Here is a 25,562-nt window from a genome sequence, read left to right on the forward strand (position 1 = left end):
CATCAGGTGTCAGTGGGTGACCGGGAGGGCGCACAGCCGCCGTTGCAGCGGGTTGGGCCGCCAGTCCAGCGCCGCGCCGTCGGCCAGCCGAAGCTCGGGCAGCCGGCGGACCAGCGTGCCGATCGCCACTTCGGCCTGGAGCTTGGCCAGCGGGCCGCCGAGGCAGAAGTGCGGGCCATGGCCGAAGCTCAGGTGCCGGTTTCCGGGGCGGGTCAGGTCGAGCCGGTCGGGGTCCTCGAAGCGCTCGGGATCGCGGTTGGTCGCGCCGAGGAACAGGTACGCCAGCTCGCCCTCGCGCAGGGTCCGTCCGCCGATGTCCAGGTCCTCCGCGACGACCCGGACGATCGCCTGGGTCACCGTGTCGTAGCGGGCGAGCTCCTCGACGGCGCCTCGGATCAACTCCGGGTCTGCGCGCAGCCGGGCCAGTTGGTCCGGGTGGCGCAGCAGGGCGAGCACGCCGTTGCCGATCAGGTGGGTGGTGGTCTCGTCGCCGGCGGTGATCAGGACGAAGCAGGTGGACAGCAGTTCGGAGTCGGTGAGCCGGTCGTCCTGCGTCTGGGTGGCGACCAGGGCGCTGATCAGGTCGTCGCCCGGTTCGCGCCTGCGCTGCCGGATGAGACCGGACAGGTAGTCCTCGTACTGCTCGATCGCCGCCTCGGACTTGTCGATGTCCTCGCCGAGCCGGCCGAAGCGGCGGAACCAGCCCTTGACCCGTGGCCGGTCCTCGTCCGGAATGCCGAAGAGCTCGCAGACGACGGACATCGGCAGCGGGGCGGCGACTGCCTCGATCAGGTCCATGGTCGGGCCGGCCGCGACCGCCTCGTCGATGAGGTGGTCGACGATGCGCTGGACACCGTCGCGCAGGGCTTCGACCCGCCGGGCGGTGAAGGCCCGGTTGGCCAGCTTGCGCAGCCGGGCGTGGTCCGGCGGGTCGGTGTTGGTCATCACCCGGCCGAGCCGGTCGGTGAGCCGGCTGATGGCCTTGAGGTCACCGCCGAGCCCGACGTAGGCGCGGGTCATCCGGTCCCGGTCGTTGGACAGCCGGAGGTCGCCCAGCGCCGCCTCGACGTCGGCGTGCCGGGTGAGGTACCAGATGCCCTGGGCGCTGCGGTGGACGGGGCTCTCGCGCCGCATGCGGGCGTAGCACGGGTACGGGTCCCGCCGGGCCTCGGGGGTGAGCAGGTCCGCGGCGAGGTCGTGGGGCGGGGCGAGGTCGTGGGGCGGGGCGAGGCCCGCCGTGGGGCGGGCCTCGTCCGTGGTGTCGGTCAGATTCACTACGGGCCGCGCTACCGCTGGGTGTCCATGGCGTCGGCGAGACTCTTGGGCCGCATGTCGGTCCAGGACTGCTCGACGTACTCCAGGCAGGCGGCGTTGGTGTCGGGGCCGTGGACGATTGTCCAGCCGGCCGGAACGTCCGCGAACTGCGGCCAGAGCGAGTGCTGGTTCTCGTCGTTGACGAGCACGAGGAAGGTGCCGTCCTGGTCGTCGAAGGGGTTGGTCATGGGTCAGTCCTCCTGGTGGGAAGGGGTGGTGGTGCCATCGGTGTCACCGATGGCCTCGGTGAGCCGGGCGGCCAGGATCGGTCCGATCTGGGCCAGTGAGCCGGCTTGGGTCATCCGGTCGTGCCGGGTGGTGATCTCGTGCGATTCGATCCGGCCGGTGACGTAGGCGCGCCAGGTCTCGGGCCCGGCGTTGTCCTCGCCCCGGTCGATCGTGGAGTTGAACAGCAGCAGGTCTCCGTCGAAGCCGCCAGGGACGAAGTCGACCGCCAGCTTCGCGTTGTTGATCATGATCTCGACGATCACCTCGACCTGTCGCTCGTTCAGGCCGGCCAGCGCGCTGCCCCGCCGGTTCAGCACCTCGGCGACCTCGGCATAGGTGATCTCCCGGTCGCCCAGCTCGTCCGGATCGACGTCGAGCACACCGACGAGGACGTCCCGCACGGTGGGCACCGGAGCCACCTCGAACTGCACGTCCTTCACCGGGTAGGCGTCGAGGATCGCCAGCAGCGCGGTCCGTTCGCCGCGCGACTGCAGTTCGCAGGCCAGCGCGTGGGCGATCAGCCCGCCCGCGGACCAGCCGAGCAGCAGGTACGGGCCCTCCGGCTGGATCTTCTGGATCTGGTCGGCGTAGTCGGCCGCCATCTCCTCGTAGGACGTCGGCAGGACTTCGGGCCGACCGAGGCCGCGCGCCTGGATCGCGTAGACCGGGTGCTCAGGACCGACGTGGTTCAGCAGCCCGCTGTACGACCAGCTGATGCCGCCGCCGGGGTGGATGCAGAACAGCGGTGTGCCGGTCCCGGTCGAACGCAGCGGCAGCACCACGTCCAGCGCGTCCTCGGGATCGTCCATGAGCAGACGCTCGGTGAGACCGGCCACCGTCGGTGCCTCGAACAGCATGCGCAGGCCCAGCTCCAGGCCCAGGGTCTCGCGGACCCGGGAGGCCAGGCGGGCGGCCAGCAGCGAGTGCCCGCCGAGGTCGAAGAAGTTGTCGTCGATGCCGACCTGCTCCCGGCCGAGGACCTCGGCGAAGAGGCCGCACAGCAGCTGCTCCTGCGGCGTCCGGGGGCCCCTCCCGGCATCCGAGGCCCCGTACTCGGGGGCGGGCAGAGCGGCACGGTCGAGCTTTCCGTTGGCGGTCAGCGGCAGTGCGTCCACGGTGACGAACGCCGCCGGCACCATGTAGTCCGGCAGGTCGCGGCGCAGCCGGCCGGACAGCTCGCCCGCGTCCGGCGCCCCCTCCCGGGTGGGCACCAGGTAGGCGACCAGCCGCTTGTCGCCCGGCCGGTCCTCGCGGGCGACCACGGCCGCCTGGGCGACGCCCGGGCAGCCCGCCAGGACGGCCTCGATCTCGCCGGGCTCGATCCGCAGGCCGCGCAGCTTGACCTGGTGGTCGGCGCGGCCGGCGAAGTCCAGCGTGCGGTCGGCCCGCCACGAAGCGAGGTCGCCGGTGCGGTACATCCGGCTGCCGGACGGCCCGTAGGGGTCGGCGGTGAAGCGCTCCGCCGTCAGGCCGGCCCGGCCGTGGTAGCCGCGGGCCACGCCCGTCCCCGCGAGGTACAGCTCGCCCACCATGCCGGTCGGCACCGGGCGCAGCCTGTCGTCGAGCACGTAGGCGCGCATGTTCGCCATCGGCCGGCCGATCGGCACGGTCGCGGCGTGTTCGGGCAGGTCGCCCACCGGGTGCCAGGTGGCCAGGGTGGTGGCCTCGGTGGGCCCGTAGCCGTTGACCACCTCGATGCCGGGGCAGGCCGCCAGCACCCGGGCGACGGCGGCCGGGGAGACCACGTCGCCGCCGGTCCACACCTCGCGCACCCCGGCGAGCAGCCCCGGGCGCTCCTCGGCGACCAGGCGGAACAGTCCGGCCGTGAGCCACAGTCCGGTCACCCCGTGCGAGGCGACCGTGTGCTGGAGCAGGTCGAGGTCGAGTTGCTCCGGCGGTGCGACCACGACCCGGCCGCCGTTGAGCAGCGGCACCCACAGCTCGTAGGTGGAGAGGTCGAAGGCCGTCGGGGAGTGCATCAGCACCCGCTCGTGTCCGCCGCCGCGGAATTCGGGAGTGAGCGCGAGGCCCACCACGTCACGGTGGGTGACGGCCACGCCCTTCGGCCGGCCGGTCGAGCCCGAGGTGTACATGATGTACGCCACCTGCCCGGGTGCACAGGGGACGTCGACCTCGGACGGATCGGCGGCCTCGGACCGCACCAGCGCGGTGAGCACCTCCCGGGTGAGCACCAGGGCGGCCCCGCTCTCCCGCAGGATCAGGTCGATCCGGGAGGCGGGGAAGCGCGAGTCCAGCGGCACGTAGACGCCGCCCGCCTTGACGATCGCCAGGATCGCCACGACCAGCTCCGCCGAGCGGTCCAGCATGACCGCGACCGGCGTCTCCGGCCGTACGCCCTGGCGGATCAGCGCCCGCGCCAGGCGGTCGGTCCGTAGGTCGAGTTCCGCGTAGGTCAGCTCGGTGCCGCCCGCCACGACCGCGACGGCCTCCGGGGTGGCCCGCACCTGGCGGGCGAACAGCTCCGGCACCGCGGCCCCGGGCAGCTCGGCCGCGGCACCGCTGGACCCGGCGAGCAGTCGGCGGCGTTCCTCGACGGGCATGATGTCGATCCGGCTGATCGGCCGGTCGGGGTCGGCGACCGCCGTGCGCAGCAGCCGGGCCAAGCGCTCGAACAGCAGCTCCACGGTGGGCGCGTCGAACAGGTCGGTGGCGTACTCCACCGCGCCGACCAGACCGTCCGGGCCACCGTCCGGGCGGAACTGCTCGGCCAGGCTGAACGTCAGGTCGACCCGCGCGGTCCCGGTCGGCGCCTCCAGGTGGACGGTCTCCAGCCCCGGCAGTGCGAACTCGCCGACCGGTGCGTTCTGCAGGGCCAGCATGATCTGGAACAGCGGGTGGTGGGCCAGCGACCGCGCGGGGTTGACCACCTCGACCAGGTACTCGAACGGCACGTCCTGGTGGTCGTACGCGGTGAGCGCCTTCTGCCGGACCCGGCCGAGGAGTTCGGCGAAGCCGGGGTCCCCGCCGGTGTCGGTGCGCAGCACCAGGGTGTTGACGAAGAACCCGACGAGTTCGTCCAGCGCCTGGTCGGTTCGGCCGGCGATCGGGCTGCCGATCGTGAGGTCCGTGCCGGCTCCGAGCCGGGTGAGCAGGGCGGCGAGGCCGGCCTGGAGCACCATGAACATGCTGGCGCCGCGCGCGGCGGCCAGGTCCCGCAGGGCCTGGTGCAGTTCGGCGTCCAGTCGGACCACGACCCGGTCGCCCCGCTGGGAGGCCACCGGCGGGCGCGGCCGGTCGGCGGGCAGCTGGAGCTGCTGCGGGATGCCGGCCAGCTCCTCCTTCCAGTAGGCCAGTTGCCGGGCGAACAGGCTGTCCGGGTCGGCGGCGTCCCCCAGCAGGTCCCGCTGCCAGGCGGTGTAGTCGGCGTACTGCACCGGCAACGGGGACCACTTCGGGGCCTCGCCCCGGCAGCGGGCCGCGTAGGCCGCGGCGAGGTCACCGGAGAGCGGGCCCATCGACCAGCCGTCGGCTGCGATGTGGTGCACCACGACCAGCAGCACGTGCCGGTCGGGGGCGAGGGCGTACAGCTCCGCCCGGACCGGCGGTTCCGCGGCCAGGTCGAATCCGCGTCGGGCCGTCTCCGCCAGCCGCTCGGGCAGCCCGCTCTCGTCCAGCTCGACCAGCGGCAGCGCCGGGTGCGCCCGGGCGGTGCTCAGCACGACCTGGTACGGCACGCCGGCGATCTCGTGGAAGACCGTCCGCAGGCTCTCGTGCCGGGCGATCACGTCCGCGAGCGCGGCGTGCAGGGCCGGGCGGTCGAGTTCGCCGGTCAGGCTCAGCGCGAGCGGCATGTTGTAGGTGGCGCTCGGCCCGTCCATCCGGTGCAGGAACCACAGGCGGCGCTGGGCGAAGGACAGCGGCACCCTCCCCCGGCCTTGACGGCCGGGAGGTGCCCCCATGGGCCGTGGCCGGGCGGTGAGCGCGGGCCGCGCCGTTCCGGAGCCGTCCATGCGGGCGGCCAGCCCGGCCACGGTCGGGGTCTCGAACAGGGTCCGGACCTCCAGCTCGGCGCCGAGGGTGGCCCGGACCCGGGACGCCAGCCGGGTCGCCAGCAGGGAGTGTCCCCCGAGGTCGAAGAAGCTGTCGTCGACGCCGACCTGCGCCAGGCCCAGCACCTCGGCGAACAGCTCGGCGAGGAGTTGCTCCTGCGGGGTGCGCGGCGCCCGCCCGGCCGCGACCGGGCCGAGGTCGGGTGCGGGCAGCGCACGGCGGTCGAGCTTGCCGTTGGCCGTCAGGGGCAGCGCCTCCAGCGCCACGAACGCCGACGGGACCAGGTAGTCGGGCAGCCGGCCCCGCAGCCAGTCACGGAGTTCGCCCAGGAGGGCGCCGGTGCCCCGGCCGCCGGTCGGGCGGTTGGTCAGCGCCGACAGCGCGGACAGCGTCCCGCCCGTGGCCCGGGCCGACCGGTACGCCTCGACCGGGGAGCCGTGGACCGCCTGCGGGTCGGTGAAGACGACGTCCACGGCGTCCGCCGCGGTCGCCGACCAGGTGACGACCGCCGGGCGGCCGAACTCCGCCCCGAGGGAGCGGAAGTCCTCCGGGTCGGGGAGGGAGTCGGCGTCCTCCGGGGCGTGCAACCGTTCCAGCAGCTCGGCGAGCGAGCCGTCACCGTTCTGCACCGCCCGGGCCAGGGCGGCCTCCCGCGCCACGCGGCGGTTCGGCACCCCGGTGATCCGCAGCAGGTCGGCGGGCGGCTGGGCGAGCAGTTCGCGCAGCTCGGCCGGCCCGGCGACCTGCCGTCCCCACGCCAACTCCACGGACCGCTGCGGGACCGCCGGGGTGACCGGCGACCGGTGCAGCGTCACGTCGTACCGGTAGCGGCTCAGTTCGTTGTGGTGACGGCCGCTCCGGACCTCGACGGCCACCGCGCCGATGTCCGTGCCCATGTCCGTGCCGTGCTCCCGCAGGGCGGTGAAGAAGTCCGGGTCGACCAGGAGTTCCTTCTCCACCCGGACGGCCTGCTCGACGGCCCGGCGCACCGCGCCGAGGTCGGCGCCTTCGCCGATCCGGTGGAGTTGGACGGCGGTGGCCAGCGGGCGCAGCAGCCGGAGGTTGCGGACGTCGCCGACGAACAGCACACCACCGGGGGCGAGTAGCCCCATCAGCTTCCCGATCACGTCGGCGAGGTACTCGGCGGACGGGAAGTACTGCACCACCGAGTTGATCACGACGGTGTCGAACTGCCCGGCCGGCAGCCCGTCGGTGTCGTGTGCCGGGCGGGTCTGCAGCACCACGCGCCCGGCCAGGTCCTCCTGCCCGGCCACCTGGGCGGTCAGCGCCTCGATCGCGGTGGCGGAGAAGTCGGTCGCCCAGTACGTCTCGCAGTGCGGTGCGACCTGCGAGAGCAGCAGACCGGTGCCGACGCCGATCTCCAGCACCCGGCGGGGGCGCAGGGCCAGGATGCGGGAGACGGTCGCGTCCCGCCACTCCCGCATCTGCTCGACGGGGATCGGGCTCGCGTCGTAACTGCTGTTCCAGCCGACGAAGTTCTGACCGAAGCCGGCGTCCTCGGGCGCGATGGGCAGGGCGTCGTAGATGTCCTGCCACTCCCCCACGTGGTCCGCTTCGAGGCCGCTGTCCCGGGATTCGTCCCGGCGCGGGACGACGTAGCCGACGAGCCGGTCGTCCTGGGCGAGGACCGCGGCCCGGGCGACGGCGGGGTGCTCGGCCAACGCGGACTCGATCTCGCCGGGTTCGATCCGGAAGCCGCGGACCTTCACCTGGTCGTCGTCTCGGCCGACGTACTCCAGCTCGCCGTCACTGCGCCGGCGCACCAGGTCACCGGTGCGGTACATCAGGGCGCCCGGAGAGCCGTACGGGCAGGCGACGAAGCGTCCGGCCGTCAGACCGGGCCGGTTCAGGTAGCCGCGGGCCAGGCCCGCGCCCGCGACGTACAGCTCGCCGGGCACGCCGGGCGGCACCGGCCGCAGCCGGTCGTCCAGCACGTACACCCGGGTGTTGGCGATCGGCCGGCCGATCGGCGGTGCGCCGCCCGTTCCCGGGGACAGCGGGTCGCTCATCGTCGCGCACACCGTGGTCTCGGTCGGACCGTACGCGTTGATCATCCGCCGGCCCGTGGCCCAGCGGTCCACCAGCTCCGGCGGACACGCCTCCCCCGCCACGACCAGCGTGGACACGGTCACGGCGCCCTCCGGCACGGCGGCGAGGACGGACGGGGGCACGGTCACGTGGGTGACCGCGAGGCCCGGGTCGGTCAGTGCGGCGACCGGGTCCGCCGCCGGGGGCAGCACCAGGGCCGCGCCGCGCAGCAGGGCGGTGTAGATCTCCGACACCGAGGCGTCGAAGCTCGGTGAGGCGAACTGGAGCACCCGACTGCCGGGTTCGATCGCGAACCGCTCGATCTGGGCGGCGACCAGGCTGGCGACCCCGCCGTGGGCGACCACGACGCCCTTGGGGCGACCGGTCGAACCCGAGGTGTAGATCACGTACGCCGGGTGCCGGACGTCGAGCGCGACGACCGGATCCGTGCCCGGCCAGTCGCCCTCGCTCACCACGGCGGGGTCGTCGACCATCACCGTCGGACGGGCGTCCGCCAGCATGAAGTCGATCCGCGCCTGCGGGTACGCCGGATCCACCGGCAGGTACGCCGCCCCGGCCTTCAGCACCCCCAGGACCGCCACCACCGACTCCACCGAACGCGGCAACGCCACCGCCACCACCTGCTCAGGACCCACACCCCGCGCGATCAACGCATGCGCGAACCGGTTCGCCCGAACGTTCAACTCGCGGTACGTCAATGCGACATCGCCGCACACCAGCGCCACCGCGTCCGGCGCCACCGCCACCTGGGCGGCGAAGGCCTGCGGCACCGGAACGGCGCCCACCTCGCGGGCGGTCGCGTTGCCCCGTTCCAGCAGCCGGTGCCACTCGTCGCCGTCGAGGAGGTCGATCCTCCCGATCGCCCGGTCCGGGTCGGCGGTGACCGCCTCCAGCAGGAGCGTCCAGCGTCGGACCAAGGCCTCGACCGTCGAGCGGTCGAACAGGTCGGTGGCGTACTCCGCCGCGCCGAGGATCCCGGCCGGCTCCCCGTCCGGACCGAACTGCTCGACCAGGCTCACCCCGAGGTCGAACTTGGCGGTTCCGGTGGCCACCGCGTAGGTGGCGACCTCCAGGCCGGGCAGCGAGAACCGGCCCATCGGGGCGTTCTGAACGGCCAGGATGGTCTGGAACAGCGGGTGGTGCGACAGCGACCGAGACGGGTTGAGCACCTCCACCAGGTGCTCGAACGGCACGTCCTGGTGCGCGTACGCCGACAGCGCCGTCTCCCGCACCCGCCCCAGCAACTCGGCGAAGCTCGGATCACCGCTCGTGTCGGTGCGCAGCACCAGCGTGTTCACGAAGAACCCGACCAGCTCGTCCAGCGCCTCGTCGGTCCGCCCGGCGATCGGGCTGCCGATCGGGATGTCCGTGCCCGCACCCAGCCGCGTGTACAGCGCGGCCAGCGCGGCCTGCAGCACCATGAACAGGCTGGTGCCGGTGTTCCGCGCCAGCTCGGTCAGAGCGGTGTGCAGCTCGGGGCTCAGCTCCAGGCCGACGTGGTCGCCGTGCCGGCCGGCGACGGCCGGCCTCGGCCGGTCGGCCGGCAGCCGGAGCAGCTCCGGCAGGTCGGACAGCTGGCGCTTCCAGTAGTCGAGCTGCTCGGTGAACCGGCTCTGCGGGTCGGTGGCGTCGCCGAGCAGGTCGCGCTGCCAGAGCGTGTAGTCGGCGTACTGCACCGGCAGGTCCGACCGACTCGGCGCGCGGCCCTCACTCCGGGCGGCGTACGCCTCGGCGAGGTCGCGGGCCAGCGGCCCGGTGGACCAGCCGTCACCGGCGATGTGGTGCATGACCAGCAGCAGCACGTGCTCGTCCGGCGCGAGTGCGAACAACTCCGCCCGCAGCGGCGGCTCCGCCGCCAGGTCGAAGGGCCGCCGGGCGAACTCGGCGAGCCGATCGTGCAGTTCGGGCTGCGAGACCTCGGTCAGCCGGGCCCGGGGCCGGGCCGCGACCGGGTCCAGGACCCGCTGACACGGAACGCCGTCCGCCTCCGGGAACACCGTCCGCAGGCTCTCGTGCCGGGCCACCACGTCGGCCAGTGCCTCGTCCAGCGCCGCCCGGTCGAGCGTTCCGGTCAGCTGGAGGGCCAGCGGGATGTGGTAGGTCGCGGCCGCGCCGTCCATGCGGTGCAGGAACCAGAGCCGGCGCTGGGCGAAGGACAGCGGCACGGCCTCCGGCCGCTCCCGTGCGGCCAGTGTCGGGCGAGTACGACCGGCCTCCGCCAGTGCCCCGGCCAGACCCGCCACCGTGGGCGCCTGGAACAGCGCGCGCAGCCCCAGCTCCACGCCGAGCACCGAGCGCACCCGAGCGGCCAGCCGGGTGGCGAGCAGCGAGTGCCCGCCAAGGGCGAAGAAGTCCTCGTCGACCCCGACCCGTGGACGGCCCAGCACCTCGGCGAACAGCTCGCACAGGATCTGCTCCTGCGGGGTGCGCGGCGCCCGGCCGGTCTCCCTGGTCGTGGCCTCGGGCGTGGGCAGCGCCGCCCGGTCCAGCTTCCCGTTCGGCGTCAGCGGCAGCGCGTCCAGCAGCACGAACGCCGACGGCACCAGGTAGTCCGGCACCCGGTCGCGCAGGTACGCCGCCAGCTCCGCCGGACGGACGGTTGCGTCCGGACGAGCCGTCACGTAGCCGACGAGCCGGTCGCCCCGGGCCAGGACCGCCGACTGCGCGACGGCGGAGTGACCGGCCAGGACCGCCTCGATCTCGCCGGGTTCGATCCGGAAGCCGCGGACCTTCACCTGCTGGTCGGCGCGGCCGACGTACTCCAGCTCGCCGTCACTGCGCCGGCGCACCAGGTCACCGGTGCGGTACATCAGGGCGCCCGGAGAGCCGAACGGGCAGGCGACGAAGCGTCCGGCCGTCAGGTCCGGCCGGTTCAGGTAGCCGCGGGCCAGACCCGGGCCGGCGACGTACAGCTCCCCGGTCACCCCCGGCGGCACCACGCGCAGCCGCTCGTCGAGCACGTACACCCGGAAGCCTGCGACCGCACGGCCGATCGGCGGCAGGCCGCCCGTTCCCGGGGACAGCGGGTCGCTCATCGTCGCGCACACCGTGGTCTCGGTCGGACCGTACGCGTTGATCATCCGCCGGCCCGTTGCCCAGCAGTCCACCAGCTCCGGCGGACACGCCTCCCCCGCCACCACCAGGGTGGTGGCCGTGACGTCGGTACCGTCCACCGCTGCCAGGGCCGACGGCGGCAGCGTCACATGGGTGACGCCGAGCCGCTGGTCCGTCAGGGCCTCCAGCGGGGCGTCCGCCGGGGCCAGGACGAGGGCGGCACCGCTGAGCAGGGCGCTGCACAGGTCCCAGAAGGACGCGTCGAAGCTGGGCGAGGCGAACTGGAGCACCCGGCTGCCGGGCACCACGCCGAGCCGCTCGACCTGCGCCGCCACCAGGCCCGACACGCCGGAGTGGCTGACCACGACGCCCTTGGGGCGACCGGTCGAGCCCGAAGTGTAGATCACGTACGCCGGGTGCCGGACGTCGAACGCGACCACCGGATCCGTGCCCGGCCACTCGCCCTCGACCACCACGGCGGGGTCGTCGACCACCAGCACGGGCCGGGCGTCCGCCAGCATGAAGTCGATCCGCGCCTGCGGGTACGCCGGATCCACCGGCAGGTACGCCGCCCCGGCCTTCAGCACCCCCAGGACCGCCACCACCGACTCCACCGAACGCGGCAACGCCACCGCCACCACCTGCTCAGGACCCACACCCCGCGCGATCAACGCATGCGCGAACCGGTTCGCCCGAACGTCCAACTCGCGATACGTCAATGCGACATCACCGCACACCAGCGCCACCGCATCGGGCGCCACCGCCACCTGGGCGGCGAACAGCTCCGGAAGGCTCACCCCGACCGCCCCACCCTCGACGGCGGGCAGCAGCTCGCGGCGTTCCTCGGCCGACAGCAGGTCGATCCCGCCGATCGGCTGGTCGGGCGCAGCGGCGACCGCGGCCAGCAGCCTGGTCCACCGGGCGACCAGGTCCTCGACCGTCGAGCGGTCGAACAGATCGGTGCTGTACTCGACCGCACCGCTGAGCCCGGCCGGCACGCCACCAGGCCCGTGCTCCTCCGCGAACCCGAAGGTCAGGTCGAGCCGGGCGGTCCCGGTGAGCACGCTCATCCCGGAGACCCGGAGACCCGGCAGCTCGAAGTCACCGGTCGGCGCGTTCTGCACGACCAGCCCGGTCTGGTACAGCGGGTGGTGGGACAGCGAGCGGGACGGGTTCACCGCCTCCACCAGGTGCTCGAACGGCACGTCCTGGTGCGCGTACGCCGACAGCGCCGTCTCCCGCACCCGCCCCAGCAACTCGGCGAAGCTCGGATCACCGCTGGTGTCGGTGCGCAGCACCAGGGTGTTGATGAAGAACCCGACCAGGTCCTCCAGTGCCTCGTCGGTCCGCCCCGCGATCGGGCTCCCGATCGGAATGTCCGTCCCCGCACCCAGCCGGGTGTACAGCGCCGCCAATGCCGCCTGCAGCACCATGAACAGGGTCGCACCCGAGCGGCGCGCCAACTCCACCAGAGCCGCGTGCAGTTCGGCTTCGATCCGGAGCTCCAGCAGGTCACCGCCGTACGACATGGCGGCCGGGCGCGGCCGGTCGGCGGGCAGCTGCAGCTGCTCGGGCAGCCCGGCCAGCGCCTGCGTCCAGTAGGCGACCTGGCGGGCGAACACGCTGTCCCCGTCGTGTTCGTCGCCCAGGATCTCGTGCTGCCACAGCGTGTAGTCGCCGTACGTCACCGGCAGCGGCGGCCAGGCGGGTGCCCCGCCACCCCGCCGGGTGGCGTAGGCGGTGGCCAGGTCGCGGGCCAGCGGGCCCATGGACCAGCCGTCACCGGCGATGTGGTGCATCACCACCAGCAGCACGTGCTCGTCCGGCGCGACGGCGAACAGCTCCGCCCGCAGCGGCACTTCCGAGGTCAGGTCGAAGCCGCGCACCGCCGCCTCGCGCAGCAGGGCGGGCACCTCCGCCTCGCCGGCCGCGCGCACGGCCAGCGGGACCGGCACCTCGGCGGGGTCCAGCACCCGCTGGTGCGGGACGCCCGCGATGTGCGGGAAGACCGTCCGCAGGGTCTCGTGCCGGGTCAGCACGTCGGTGAGCGCGGCGCTCAGCGCCGCCCGGTCGAGGTCGCCGGACAGCCTCAGCGCCAACGGCATGTGGTAGGTGGCGCTCGGCGCCCCGAACTGCTGGAGGAACCAGAGCCGGCGCTGGGAGAACGACAACGGCATGGGCTCGCGGCGGGGCCTGGGCACCAGGGCCTGCCGCGCGGTGCCGGCGCCGGGCAGCCCGGTCGCCAGCCCGGCGGGCGTCGGGGTCCGGAACAGGCTTCGCAGCTCCAGCTCGACCCCGAGGGTCGCACGGATCCGCGAGACCAGCCGGGTGGCGAGCAGCGAGTGCCCGCCGAGGGCGAAGAAGTCCTCGTCGACCCCGACCCGTGGACGGCCCAGCACCTCGGCGAACAGCTCGCACAGGATCTGCTCCTGCGGGGTGCGCGGCGCCCGGCCGACCTCCCTGGCCGTGGCCTCGGGCACCGGCAGCGCCGCCCGGTCCAGCTTCCCGTTCGGCGTCAGCGGCAGCACGTCCAGCAGCACGAACGCCGACGGCACCAGATAGTCCGGCACCCGGTCGCGCAGGTACGCCGCCAGCTCCGCCGCGGTCACCCCGCTTCCCGCCACGGGGACGACGTACGCGACGATCCGGTCCTCCCGGGCCAGGACCGCGACCTGGGCGACGCCCGGGTGCGCGGTCAGCTCGGCCTCGATCTCGCCCGGCTCGACCCGGAATCCGCGCACCTTCACCTGGTGGTCGACCCGGCCCGCGAACTCCAGCTCCCCATCGGCACGCCAGCGCACCAGGTCGCCGGTGCGGTACATCAGAGCGCCCGCCGGACCGTACGGGTCGGCGACGAAGCGCCCGGCGGTGAGCCCTGGCCGGTTCAGGTAGCCACGGGCCAGCCCCGTCCCGGCCAGGTACAGCTCACCCAGCACACCGGGGGCCACCGGTCGCAGCGCCGAATCCAGCACGTACACCCGGCAGTTGGCGATCGGACGGCCGATCGGCACCGGCAGCGGGCAGTCGGCGGGGTCGGCCGGCAGCGGGTAGGCGGTGATCACATGGGTCTCGGCGGGCCCGTAGTGGTTGTGCAGCACCCGGCCCGGCCGACGGGCCTGGAAGCGGCGCACCGCACCGCTCAGGCGCATCGCCTCGCCGGCCTGCGCGACCAGCCGCAGGCTCGGCAGCTCCAGCCCGGCCTCCTCGGCGGCCTCGGCCAGCGCCTCGACCACCAGGTTGGGCGCGAACAGCTCCTCGACCCGGTGCCGGTCCAGCCAGTGCGCGAACAGCTCGGCGCTGCGCCGCTGCTCCTCGGTCGGCACCACCAGGGTCTTGCCGTACAGCAGCGCGGAGAGCACCTCCTGCACCGAGACGTCGAAGCTGATCGCGGTGAACTGCGCGGTGCGTGTGCCGGGTTCCCCGCCGACGGCCCGGTGGTGCCACTCCAGCAGGTTCAGCAGCCCGGCGGCGGGCATCACCACGGCCTTGGGCCGGCCGGTCGAGCCGGAGGTGTAGATGACGTAGGCCGGGCGCCGTGCGTCCACGGGGACAGCCGGATCGTGCTCCGGCTGCACGTCGGACGGTGTGACGGCCGCGAGGTCGTCGAGCACCACGGCCGGGCGCGCGTCCTCCAGCATGTACGTGATGCGGGCGGCCGGGTAGTCCGGGTCGACCGGCAGGTACGCCGCGCCCGTCTTGAGCACGGCGAGGACGGCGACCACCAGCTCGGCCGAGCGCGGCAGCCGCAGGGCGACGGTCCGCTCCGGTCCGACCCCGCGCGCGATCAGCGCGTGGGCCAGGCGGTTGGCCCGGCGGTTCAGCTCGCGGTAGGTCAGCGCGGTGTCCTCGAACACCACGGCCGGGGCCTCCGGGGTCGCCCGGACCCGCGCCTCGAACAGCGCGGGCAGATCAGCCGTGGCGACCGGGCGGGCGGTGTCGTTGCGGGCGACCAGCAGCTCGTGCCGCTCCTCGGCGGTGAGGACGTCGATCCGGCTCAGCGGCCGGTCCGGCTCGGCGGCCACCGCGGCGAGCAGCCGCAGCCACCGGTCGACCAGCGTCTCCACCGTGGTGTGGTCGAACAGGTCGGTGCTGTACTCGACCCGCCCGACGATGCCCTCGGCCGGCCCGCCGGTGCCGCCGCGTTCCAGCAGGTGGAAGCCGAGATCGAACATCGCGGTGGGCGTCCGCACCAATTCGATCTCGGCGTTCAGACCGGGCAGGGCGAAGTCGGTGCGGGGCACGTTCTGCAGCGCGAGCAGCACCTGGAACAGCGGCTGGCGGGCGAGCGACCGGGACGGGTTGAGGGCCTCGACGACGTGCTCGAACGGCAGGTCCTGGTGCGCGTACGCGGCCAGCGCGCCCTCCCGGACCCGGCCCAGCAACTCGGCGAAGGTCGGATCGCCCGAGGTGTCGGTCCGCAGCACCAGGGTGTTGACGAAGAAGCCGACCAGGTCGTCCAGCGCCTGGTCCGTCCGGCCGGCGATCAGGCTGCCGACCGGGATGTCCGTTCCCGCGCCGAGCTTGTCCAGCAGCGCCGCCAGCGCGGCCTGGAGGACCATGTAGGCGCTGGCCCCGTGCTCCCGGCCCAGGCGGACCAGTCCGGCGTGCAGCTCGGCGTCCAGCTCGACCGCGAGGTGGCCACCGGAATAGGAGGGTGCGGAGGAACGGTGGCGGTCGGCGGGAATCCGGATCTGCTCGGGCAGGTCCGCCAGCGTCCGTGTCCAGTGGGCCACCTGGCGGGCGAACAGACTCTCCTGGTCGGCCGCGTCGCCGAGCAGTCGGTGCTGCCACAGGGTGTAGTCGGCGTACTGGACAGGCAGTGGCGCCCACCGCGGTTCCTCGCCCCTGCGGCGCGCCGCGTACGCGGTGGCCAGGTCGGTCGACAACGGGCCCAGCGACCAGCCGTCACCGGCGATGTGGTGGACCACCACCAGCAGCACGTGCTCGTCCGGTGCCGTCTCGAACAGCTCGGCACGCAGGGGTGGTTCGGTGGCGAGGTCGAATCCGCGCGCCGCGGCCGCCACCAGCAGCTCCGGCAGATCCGTCCCACCGGTCCTGGTGACCGGCAGCCGCGGCCGGACCGTCCATGCGTCCAGCACGTCCTGGTACGGCACCCCGTCGACCTGCGGGTAGACCGTGCGCAGGCTCTCGTGCCGGTTGACGACGTCAGCCAGCGCCTCCTCCAGGGCAGCGCGGTCCAGCGGGCCGCAGAGCCGCCACGCCAGCGGCATGTTGTAGACGGAGCCGGCGCCCTCCAGCTGGTGCAGGAACCACAGTCGGCGCTGCGCGAACGACAGCGGGACCCGGTCGGGCCGCTCGACGTGGCGCAGTGCGAGCCGCGCCTGGCCGGCTCGGCCGAGTCCTGCGGCCAGCCCGGCCACCGTCGGCGTCTCGAACAGGCTGCGCAGTTCCAGTTCCACACCCAGCGTGGCACGCGCCCGGGCCACCAGCCGGGTGGCGAGCAGGGAGTGCCCGCCGAGGGAGAAGAAGTCGTCGTCGGCCCCGACCTCGGCCACGCCCAGCACCTCGGCGAACAGCTCCGCGAGGACCTGTTCCTGCGGGGTGCGCGGGGCCCGGCCGGTCCGCGGTGCGGTGTGGACGGGTGCGGGCAGCGCGCGCCGGTCCAGCTTGCCGGTGGCCGTCAGCGGCAGACCGTCCAGGGGCACGAAGGCCGCTGGGACCATGTGGTCCGGCAGTCGCTCGCGCAGGTGTGCCCGCAGCTCGTCCGGCCGGAGGTGCGCCCCGGCGACGGCGACCGGGTAGGCGACCAGCCGTGCGTCCCCTGCGCGGTCCTCCCGGACGGCCACCGCGACCTGGGCGACCTGCGGGTGTGCCGCCAACGCCGCCTCGATCTCGCCGAGTTCGATCCGGAAGCCGCGCACCTTGACCTGGTCGTCGGTCCGGCCGAGGAACTCCAGGTTGCCGGTCGCGTCCCAGCGCACCAGGTCTCCGGTGCGGTACATCTGCGTGCCGCTCGGACCGAACGGGTCCGCCACGAACCGTGCCGCGGTGAGACCCGGCCGGTTCAGGTAGCCGCGGGCCAGGCCCGCTCCGGCGAGGTACAGCTCGCCCGCCACGCCCGCGGGCACGGGCTGCAGCGTGCTGTCGAGGACGTGCAGCCGGATGCCCCCGAGCGGCCGGCCGATCACCGGGCGCGGACTCGATTCCAGCGGTGCCACCACGGCGTCCACCGTGCATTCGGACGGCCCGTAGTAGTTCAGGCAGGACACGCCCTCGACGGCCCGCAGCCGCTCCCACAGCTGGTCCGGAACGGCCTCCCCGCCCATCGAGACCACCGCGGGACGGCGCTCCGGGTCGTCCAGGAGCCCCCGTGCGACGAGCACGTGCAGGTAGGAGGGGGTGGCGTTGACGTAGTCCAGTCCGGCGCGCGCGACGTAGTCGACGAAGGCGTCCGGGTCGGACCAGGTCACCTCGTCCAGGACGTGCAGTTCGTGGCCCGCGTACAGGCCGGACAGCTGGTCGCAGGAGGCGTCGAACGACACCGAGGTGGTCAGCCCGATGCGCAGCCGCTCCTTCGTCCGCCGGGGGAACAGCAGCGGACGCTGGCTGACGAACAGGTTGACCAGGCCGGCGTGGGTCGACACCACGCCCTTGGGCCGGCCGGTGGAGCCGGAGGTGTAGATCACGTAGGCCGGGTGCCCCGGGGAGATGGCCACCAGGGGGTCCGTCGCCGGGCCGTCGGCCACCGGGGCGGCCGTCGCCGGGTCGTCGACCACCAGCCACCCGGCCGGACCGGCCTCCGGCAGTCGGCCCCGGGTCCGGGCATCGGTCACCGCCAGGACCGGGCCGGCGTCGTCGAGCATGTAGCCGATCCGGGCGGCGGGGTACTCCGGATCGACCGGGACGTAGGCCGCCCCGGCCTTGAGCACCGCGAGGATCGCCGCCACCAGCTCGGCGGACCTCGGCAGGGCCACCGCGACCAGCCGTTCCGGCCCCGCGCCCCGGGCGATCAGGGCGTGCGCCAGCCGGTTCGCCCGTGCGTCCAGCTCCGCGTAGGTCAGCGAGACGTCCCCGCAGACCAGCGCCACCAGGTCCGGCGTCGCCCGCACCTGCGCCCGGAACAGCTCGGACACGCTCGCGGCCGGAAGCTCCACCTCCGGTCCGGTGCCCAGGGCCGTCAGGTCCTCGCGCTCCTCCGCGGAGAGCAGGCCGTACCGGCTGAGCCGCCTCCGCGGGTCGGCGACCGCGGCCCGGAGCAGCCGCTCCCAGCGGCCGATCATCGTCTCGACGGTGGCCGGGTCGTAGAGGTCGTCGGCGTACTCGACGAGCCCGTCGATCCCCTCCGGGGAACCGTCCTGCCCCTGCCGCTCGGACATGGTGAAGATCAGGTCGAGCTTGGCGGTGGTCGTCGTCAGCGGCATGTCGTCGACACGCAACCCGGGCGGCGCGAAGTCGGCCCGGGGCGCGTTCTGCAGCACCAGCATGACCTGGAACAGCGGGTGGTGCGCCAGCGAGCGCACCGGGTTGAGGGCTTCGACCAGGTTCTCGAACGGCAGGTCCTGGTGGGCGTAGCCGGCCAGCGAGGTGTCCCGGACCCGCTCCAGCAGCTCGGCGAAGGTCGGGTCGCCCGAGGTGTCGGTACGGAACACCAGGGTGTTGACGAAGTAGCCGACCAGCTCGTCCAGTGCCTGGTCGGTCCGGCCGGCGACCGGGCTGCCGACCGGGATGTCGTCGCCCGCGCCGAGCTTGCTGAGCAACGCCGCCAGCCCCGCCTGGAGGACCATGAACAGACTGGTGCCGTGCTCGCGGGCGAGCTCGCGCAGGCCGCGGTGCAGTTCGGCGTCCATTCCGGCACGCACGAAACCGCCCCGGTGCGAGGCGGCCGCCGGGCGGGGCCGGTCGGCGGGCAGCTGGATCCGCTCCGGAAGACCGGCCAACTGCTCCGTCCAGTAGGCCGCCTGGCGGGCGAACGGGCTGTCCCGGTCGGTGGAGTCGCCGAGCAGCTCGTGCTGCCAGAGGGTGTAGTCGGCGTACTGGACCGGCAGCTCCTCCCACCGCGGCTCCTCGCCGCGGCAGCGCGCCGCGTAGGCGGCGGTCAGGTCCTGCGCGAGCGGGCCCAGCGACCAGCCGTCACCCGCGATGTGGTGGAGCACCAGCTGGACCACGTGCTCATCGGGCGCCAGCTCGAACAGCGCGACCCGCAGCGGCACGTCGGCCGCCAGGTCGAACGGCCGGTCCTTCGCCGCCGCCGTCAGGGCGGGCAGCTCGGCCTCGGTGGCCCGGCTCACGAGCAGCCGCGGGCGGGCCGCCACGACGTCCAGAACCTGCTGGTACGGGACACCGTCGACAGCCGGGAAGACGGTGCGCAGGCTCTCGTGCCGCCCGACCACGTCCGCCACCGCGGCCTCCAGGGCCCGCCGGTCCAGGTCCCCGGACAGCCGCCAGGAGAGGGAAATGTGGTAGTTCGCACCGGAGCCCTCCAGCTGGTGCAGGAACCACAGCCGCCGCTGCGCGAACGACAGCGGGATCACCTCGGGGCGCTCGCGCCGCACCAGGGCGGCCTGCGCCGGTCCGGCCGCCACCAGGGCGGCGGCCAGGCCGGCCGGGGTCGGCGCCTCGAACAGGGCGCGCAGGGGCATCTCCACGCCGAGTGTCGCGCGGATCCGGGCGGCCAGGCGGGTGGCGAGCAGGGAGTGCCCGCCCAGGTCGAAGAAGCCGTCCTCGACGCCGGCCGACGCGACGCCGAGGACCTCGGCGAACAGCTCGCAGAGCACCTGCTCCTGCGGAGTGCGCGGCGAACGGCCGGCAGCAGCAGCCGGGGCGTGGTCGGGGGCGGGCAGGGCCCGGTGGTCCAGCTTGCCGTTGGCCGTCAGCGGCAGCGCGTCCAGCACGACGAACGCCGACGGCACCATGTGCTCCGGCAGCCGCTCGACCAGGTGCTCGCGCAGGTCGGCCGGGCGCGGTCCGGCGCCGGCGACCGGGACCAGGTAGGCGACCAGCCGGGTGTCGTCGGCGCGGTCCTGCCGGGCCAGGACGGCGACCTGGGCGACGCCGGGGTGCGCGGCCAGCGCCGCCTCGATCTCGCCGAGCTCGATCCGGAAGCCGCGCACCTTCACCTGCTGGTCGGCCCGGCCGACGTAGCGCAGGCTGCCGTCGGCGGCCCGGCGCACCACGTCCCCGCTGCGGTACATCCGCGATCCCGGCGGTCCGAACGGGTCCGCCACGAACCGCCCGGCGGTCAGGCCCGGACGGTTCAGGTAGCCGCGCGCCGGCCCGGGGCCCGCGACGTACAGCTCGCCGGGCACGCCCGGGGGCACCGGTCGCAGGCCGTCGTCGAGCACGTAGGTCCGCAGGTCCGGCAGGGCGGCGCCGATCTGCCCGGCGGCGGCGCCGGAACGGTCGAGCGCCGCGTACGTGACGTGCACCGTGGTCTCGGTGATGCCGTACATGTTGACCAGGCGCGGCGCGTCCTCCGGGTGCCGTTCGTACCAGCTCGCGAGCCGGGCGTGCTCCAGCGCCTCGCCGCCGAACACCACCGTGCGCAGGGCGAGTTCACGCGGGTGCTCGGCGTCCGCCTGCATCAGCTGGTAGAAGGCGGACGGCGTCTGGTTGAGCACCGTCACCCGCTCGCGGGCGAGGAGTTCCAGGAACCGCCCGGGCGAGCGGCTGGTCTCGTGGTCCACGACCACCAGGCGGCCGCCGTGCAGCAGCGCGCCCCACAGCTCCCACACGGAGAAGTCGAAGGCGTAGGAGTGGAAGAGCGTCCACACGTCCTCGGCGGTGAAGCCGAACAGCTCCTCCGTCGTCCGGAACAGGCGTACCACGTTGCGGTGCGGGACCACCACGCCCTTGGGGTTGCCGGTGGAGCCGGAGGTGTGGATGACGTAGGCGGCGTGGCCGGGATCGACGGCGGCCTCCGGGTCCGTGTCCGGCAGCCCGTCCAGGCCGGCGGTGTCCAGCAGCAGCCGGTCCAGGTGGTCCGCCCCCGGCAGCTCGCCGGTCCGGCTCGTCGTCACGAGCAGCGCGGGCCGGGTGTCCTGGAGCAGGTAGGAGATCCGGGCCGGCGGGTACGCCGGGTCGATCGGCACGTAGGCCCCGCCGGCCTTGAGCACCGCGAGGACGGCCACGACCAGCTCCGCCGAGCGCGGCAGGGCCAGCGCCACCGACTGCTCCGGGCCGACCCCGCGGGCGATCAGGGCGTGCGCGAGCCGGTTGGCGCGGGCGTTCAACTCTCCGTACGTCAGGGTGACTTCGCCGTCCGTGAGGGCGACCGCGACCGGGTCGGCCCGCACCTGCCGCTCGAACAACGCGGTCAGGCTGCTCTCGGGCAGCTCCCCGCTCCGGTCGGCGGCGGCCGGCAGCAGCGCGCGGAGCTCGTCCGCGGACAGCACGTCCACCCGGCCGATCCGCCGGCCGGGGTCGGCGACGACGGCGCGCAGCAGCCGCAGCCACCGCTCGACGATCCCCGCCGCGGTGGACTCGTCGAACAGGTCGGTGCTGTACTCCAGGACGCCCGAGAGCCCCTCGGGCCGTTCGGCCAGGATGAAGGTCAGGTCGCACTTGGCCGTCCCGGTGTGCACCAGGTCGGTCGTCACCCGCAGCCCGGGCAGGTCGAAGGCGCCGAGCGGCGCGTTCTGCAGGGCGAGCATGGTCTGGAACAGCGGGTGGTGCGCCAGCGTCCGGGTCGGGTTCAGCGCCTCCACCAGGTGCTCGAACGGCACGTCCTGGTGCGCGTACGCGGCCAGCGCGTCGGAGCGCACCCGGCCCAGCAGTTCGGTGAACGACGGGTCGCCGGACAGGTCGGTGCGCAGCACCAGGGTGTTGACGAAGAAGCCGACCAGCTCGTCCAGGGCCTCGTCGGTGCGTCCGGCGATCGGGGTGCCGATCGGGACGTCGCTGCCCGCGCCGAGCTTGCCCAGCAGGGCGGCCAGTCCGGCCTGCAGCACCATGAAGAGGCTGGCTCCGCCGTCCCGGGCGAGTTCGCGCAGGCCCTGGTACAGCTCGGCGTCGACGTGCACCGGCAGGTGGGCTCCCCGGTAGGACATCGCGGCCGGCCGGGGCCGGTCGAAGGGCAGCTCGACCTGCTCGGACAGGTCCGCCAGCTGCTCCCGCCAGTACGCGAGTTGGCCGTTCAGCAGGCTGTCCGGGTCCGCGCCGTCGCCCAGCAGCTCCTGCTGCCACAGGGCGTAGTCGGCGTACTGGACGGGCAGCGGCTCCCACTCCGGCTTCGCCCCCTCGCAGCGGGCCGCGTAGGCGGTCCTCAGGTCCCGCAGGAGCGGCCCGGCCGACCAGCCGTCACCGGCGATGTGGTGCACCACCAGCAGCAGCACGTGTTCCTCGGTGCCGGTCCGGAACAGCTCGGCACGCAGCGGCGACTCCTCGGAGAGCTCGAAGCCGTACCGGGCCGCCTCCGCCAGCAGGTCCGGCAGGTCGCACGCACCGACGTCGGTCACCCGCAGCCGCGGCCGTGCCTCGTCCGGGTCCAACACCCGCTGGCACGGCACGCCGTCGACCACCGGGAAGACGGTGCGCAGGCTCTCGTGCCGCCCGACCACGTCCGCCAGGGCGGCTTCCAGGGCCCGTCGGTCGAGGGTCCCGGAAAGCCGGAGCGTCAGCGGGATGTTGTACGTGGCACTCGGGCCCTCCATGCGGTGCAGGAACCAGAGCCGGCGCTGCGCGAAGGACAGCGGGACGGCCTCGGGCCGCTCGCGCCGTCCCAGCGCCGGGCGCGCCCGGCCCGCGACGTCCACCGCCGCGGCCAGTTCCGCCACCGTCGGCGCGTCGAACAGGTCGCGCAGCCTCAGCTCCACGCCGAGCACCGACCGGGCCCGGGCGACCAGCCGGGTGGCCAGCAGGGAGTGCCCGCCGAGGTCGAAGAAGCTGTCGTCGGCGCCGACCTCCGGCACGCCGAGGACCTCGGCGAACAGTCCGGCGAGCAGGTGCTCGGTCGCGGTGCGCGGAGCGCGGCCCGGGTCGGCGTGCTGCCGGTCGGGCGCCGGGAGCGCCCGCCGGTCGAGTTTGCCGTTCGGGGTCAGGGGCAGGGCGTCCAGCACCACGAAGGCCGACGGCACCATGTGCCCGGGCAGCCGTTCCCGCAGGTGTTCGCGCAGGGCGGTGTCGGTCACCGTGGCGCCGGGCCCGGAGACCGCGTAGGCGACCAGCCGGGGCTCCTCCTCGGTGCGCACCACGACGGCGGCCCCGGCGACCTGCGGGTGCGCGGTGAGGACGGCCTCGATCTCGCCGAGCTCCACCCGGAAGCCGCGGATCTTGACCTGGTCGTCGGTGCGCCCGAGGAACTCCAGGTTTCCGTCCGGGTTCCACCGCGCCAGGTCACCGGTGCGGTACATGCGGTCGCCGTCCGCGCCGAAGGGGCTGGCCACGAACCGCCCGGCCGTCGCCCCCGGCCGGTTCAGGTAACCACGGGCGAGGCACGCGCCGGCGATGTACAGCTCACCCGGTGTGCCGGCCGGCAGCGGTCGCAGCGCGCCGTCGAGCACGTACAGCCGGGCGTTGGTGCCGGGCCGGCCGATGACCGGGCGCGGGCTCGAACCCACTGTCGCGATCACCGGGTTGACGGTGCACTCGGACGGCCCGTAGAGGTTGAGGCAGGACACCCCCTCGGCGGCCCGCAGCTGTTCCCACAGCCGCTCCGGGACGGCCTCGCCGCCCGCTGCGACCAGCGCCGGCCGCCAGCCGCGGTGGCCCAACAGCCCGTGGGCGACGAGGACCTGGAGGTAGGACGGAGTCGCTTCGATGTAGTCCAGCCCGCAGCGCGCCGCGTAGCTCACGAAGGCCTCGGGGTCGGTCCAGGTCGCGTGGTCCAGGACGTGCAGTTCGTGGCCCGCGAACAGGGCGAGCAGCTGGTTCCAGGAGGCGTCGAACGACACCGACGTGGTGAGGGCCACCCGCAGCCGCTGTCGTTCCCCGAGCACCGCCCGAAAGTGCACCTCCCGGAGGTCGGTGAACAGGTTGAGCAGGCCACCGTGGGTCGGCACCACGCCCTTGGGCCGACCGGTGGAGCCCGAGGTGTGGATGACGTACGCCGGGTGGCTCGGCTCGACGGCCACCATCGGGTCGGCCGCCGGGCAGCCCGCCACCAGGGCGGCCGTCTCCGGGGCGTCGAGCACCAGCCGGTCGACAGGACCGGCCTCGGGCAGCCGCTCCCCGCTCCGGGAGTCGGTCACCACCAGGGCCGGGCGGGCGTCGTCGAGCAGGTACGCGATCCGGGCGGCCGGGTACTCGGGGTCGACCGGGACGTAGGCCGCCCCGGTCTTCAGCACCGCGAGGACCGCCACCACCAGCTCGGCCGACCTCGGCAGGGCCACCGCCACCAGCCGCTCCGGTCCCGCACCCCGGGCGATCAGGGCGTGCGCCAGCCGGTTCGCCCGCGCGTCCAGCTCCGTGTAGGTCAGCGAGAGGTCCCCGCAGACCAGCGCCACCAGGTCCGGCGTCGCCCGCACCTGCGCCCGGAACAGCTCCGGCAGGCTCGCGGCCGGAGCCGCCGGTGCGCACGCCACCGGCCCGGCACCGAGCGCCGCCACCTCGCGGTGCTCCTCGGCCGTGAGCAGGTCGATCCGGCCCACCGCCTCGTCCGGGTCGCAGTCCGCGACGGTGTCGAGCAGGGTGAGCAGCCGCTGCCGGTGCGCGGCGAGATCGTCGTCGCCGTACGCGTCCGGCGCGCCGTGCAGCCGGAGGAGCGGGGGGTTGCCGTCCCGGTAGTCGAACACCCAGACGGCGAGGTCGGTGGTCGAACCGGACACGAAGTGGTGCACGGAGGCAGGGTGCCCGGCGAAGCTCGGCCTGGAGTTGAAGGCCATGATGTTGACGATCAGCGGGAACGCCGTCCCGATGCTGCCGGGCGCGCCGAGGTCCCGCAGCAGGTCCTCACTGCGGTAGCGCTCGTGCGTGACGGCCGACGCGACCTCCCGCGCCACCTGGGAGACGAGCTCGCGCCACTGCATGTCCGGTCGCACGGTCAGCCGGAGCGGCACCACGTTGGACATCGTGCCCGGCACCGACATCAGGTCGCGGTCGGTGCCCCGGCGGGCGGTGACGGGCATGGCGAGCACCACGTCCTGTGTGCCGGTCAGCCGGTGCGCGTAGAGTGCCGCCGCCGCGATGACCAGGCGGGACCACCGGACACCGGTCCTCCCCGCCGCCGCCCGCAGCGCCTCCGGACTCCGCAGTTCCCGCTCCTCGGCCAGCCGCAGGGCGCGGTGCGGATCGGTGGCGGAGGCGTCGGTGAGCCGGGTCGGGGCGGGCAGGTCGGCGAAGCGCTCGGTCCAGTAGGAGCGGTCGGCGGTGAAGTCGGCGGACGAGCGGTAGGCGGCGTCGGTGTCGACCAGGTCCCGTAGCGAGCCGAACGGGCACGGCGGCACGGCACCGTCCTCGGCGAGCGCCGAGTACACCTCCCCGACCCGCTGACGGACCATGGAGCTGCTGATCGCGTCCAGCACCACGTGGTGGTAGTTCAGGTACCAGAGGAACTCGGTGGGCGACAGCCGGATCAACGCGTGCCCGAACAGCGGGTCGCGGGTGAGGTCCAGCGGGCGCATCAGGTCCCGCTCCATCCACGCCACGGCCGCCGCCCGGGGGTCGGACTCCCCGCCGAGGTCCAGGTGCGCCGGCGCCCAGTCCCAGCTCTCCCGGAGGATCTGGCGCGGGCCCTCGCCGTCGTCGGCGAAGGTCACGTGCAGGGCGTCGACCTCGTCGACCACCCGGCGCAGCGCGGTCTCGAACAGCTCCCGGTCCACCGGCCCGTGGATCTCCAGGCACTCGCCGACGCGGTAGCCCGGGATCGCCGTGCGGGAGCTCTGCTCGGCGAGCCAGATCTCGCGCTGGGCCGCTGTCAGGGGAAGGGCGTCACCGTCACGACGGGACATGGGGGTACCTCCGAGGGTGTGGGCAGGCGTGGTGGCAGGGCG

3 protein-coding genes are annotated in these 25,562 nt (G+C 74.1%); all 3 read right to left on the reverse strand.

Annotation, left to right across the window (positions count from 1 at the left end; translation table 11 throughout):
* Positions 1-9: 9 nt before the first annotated feature.
* Genes AB0D10_RS22065 through AB0D10_RS22075 form a run of 3 tightly spaced genes read right to left on the reverse strand, consistent with a single transcriptional unit; the run spans position 10 to position 25,520 of the window.
* The gene (locus tag AB0D10_RS22065; RefSeq protein ID WP_360258927.1) at positions 10-1,275 is read right to left on the reverse strand and encodes a cytochrome P450; all 1,266 of its coding nucleotides are present in this window, start codon (positions 1,273-1,275) and stop codon (positions 10-12) included.
* A gap of 11 nt (positions 1,276-1,286) precedes the next feature.
* Positions 1,287-1,502 (reverse strand): MbtH family protein, encoded by a 216-nt coding sequence (locus AB0D10_RS22070; RefSeq protein WP_360258930.1) that lies wholly within the window; start codon positions 1,500-1,502, stop codon positions 1,287-1,289.
* Between the two features lie 3 nt (positions 1,503-1,505).
* Positions 1,506-25,520 carry a non-ribosomal peptide synthase/polyketide synthase gene (locus tag AB0D10_RS22075; protein ID WP_360258933.1) on the reverse strand — a complete coding sequence of 8,005 codons (24,015 nt, stop codon included), beginning with the start codon at positions 25,518-25,520 and terminating at the stop codon, positions 1,506-1,508.
* Between the last annotated feature and the right edge of the window lie 42 nt (positions 25,521-25,562).

The organism is Kitasatospora sp. NPDC048545 (genome assembly GCF_040651155.1).
Classification (GTDB): Bacteria; Actinomycetota; Actinomycetes; order Streptomycetales; family Streptomycetaceae; genus Kitasatospora.

Excerpts from the sequence above, each read along its gene's own strand:
- AB0D10_RS22075 (WP_360258933.1), bottom strand. The coding sequence starts at position 25,520 with ATGTCCCGTCGTGACGGTGACGCCCTTCCCCTGACAGCGGCCCAGCGC.
- AB0D10_RS22070 (WP_360258930.1), bottom strand. The coding sequence starts at position 1,502 with ATGACCAACCCCTTCGACGACCAGGACGGCACCTTCCTCGTGCTCGTC.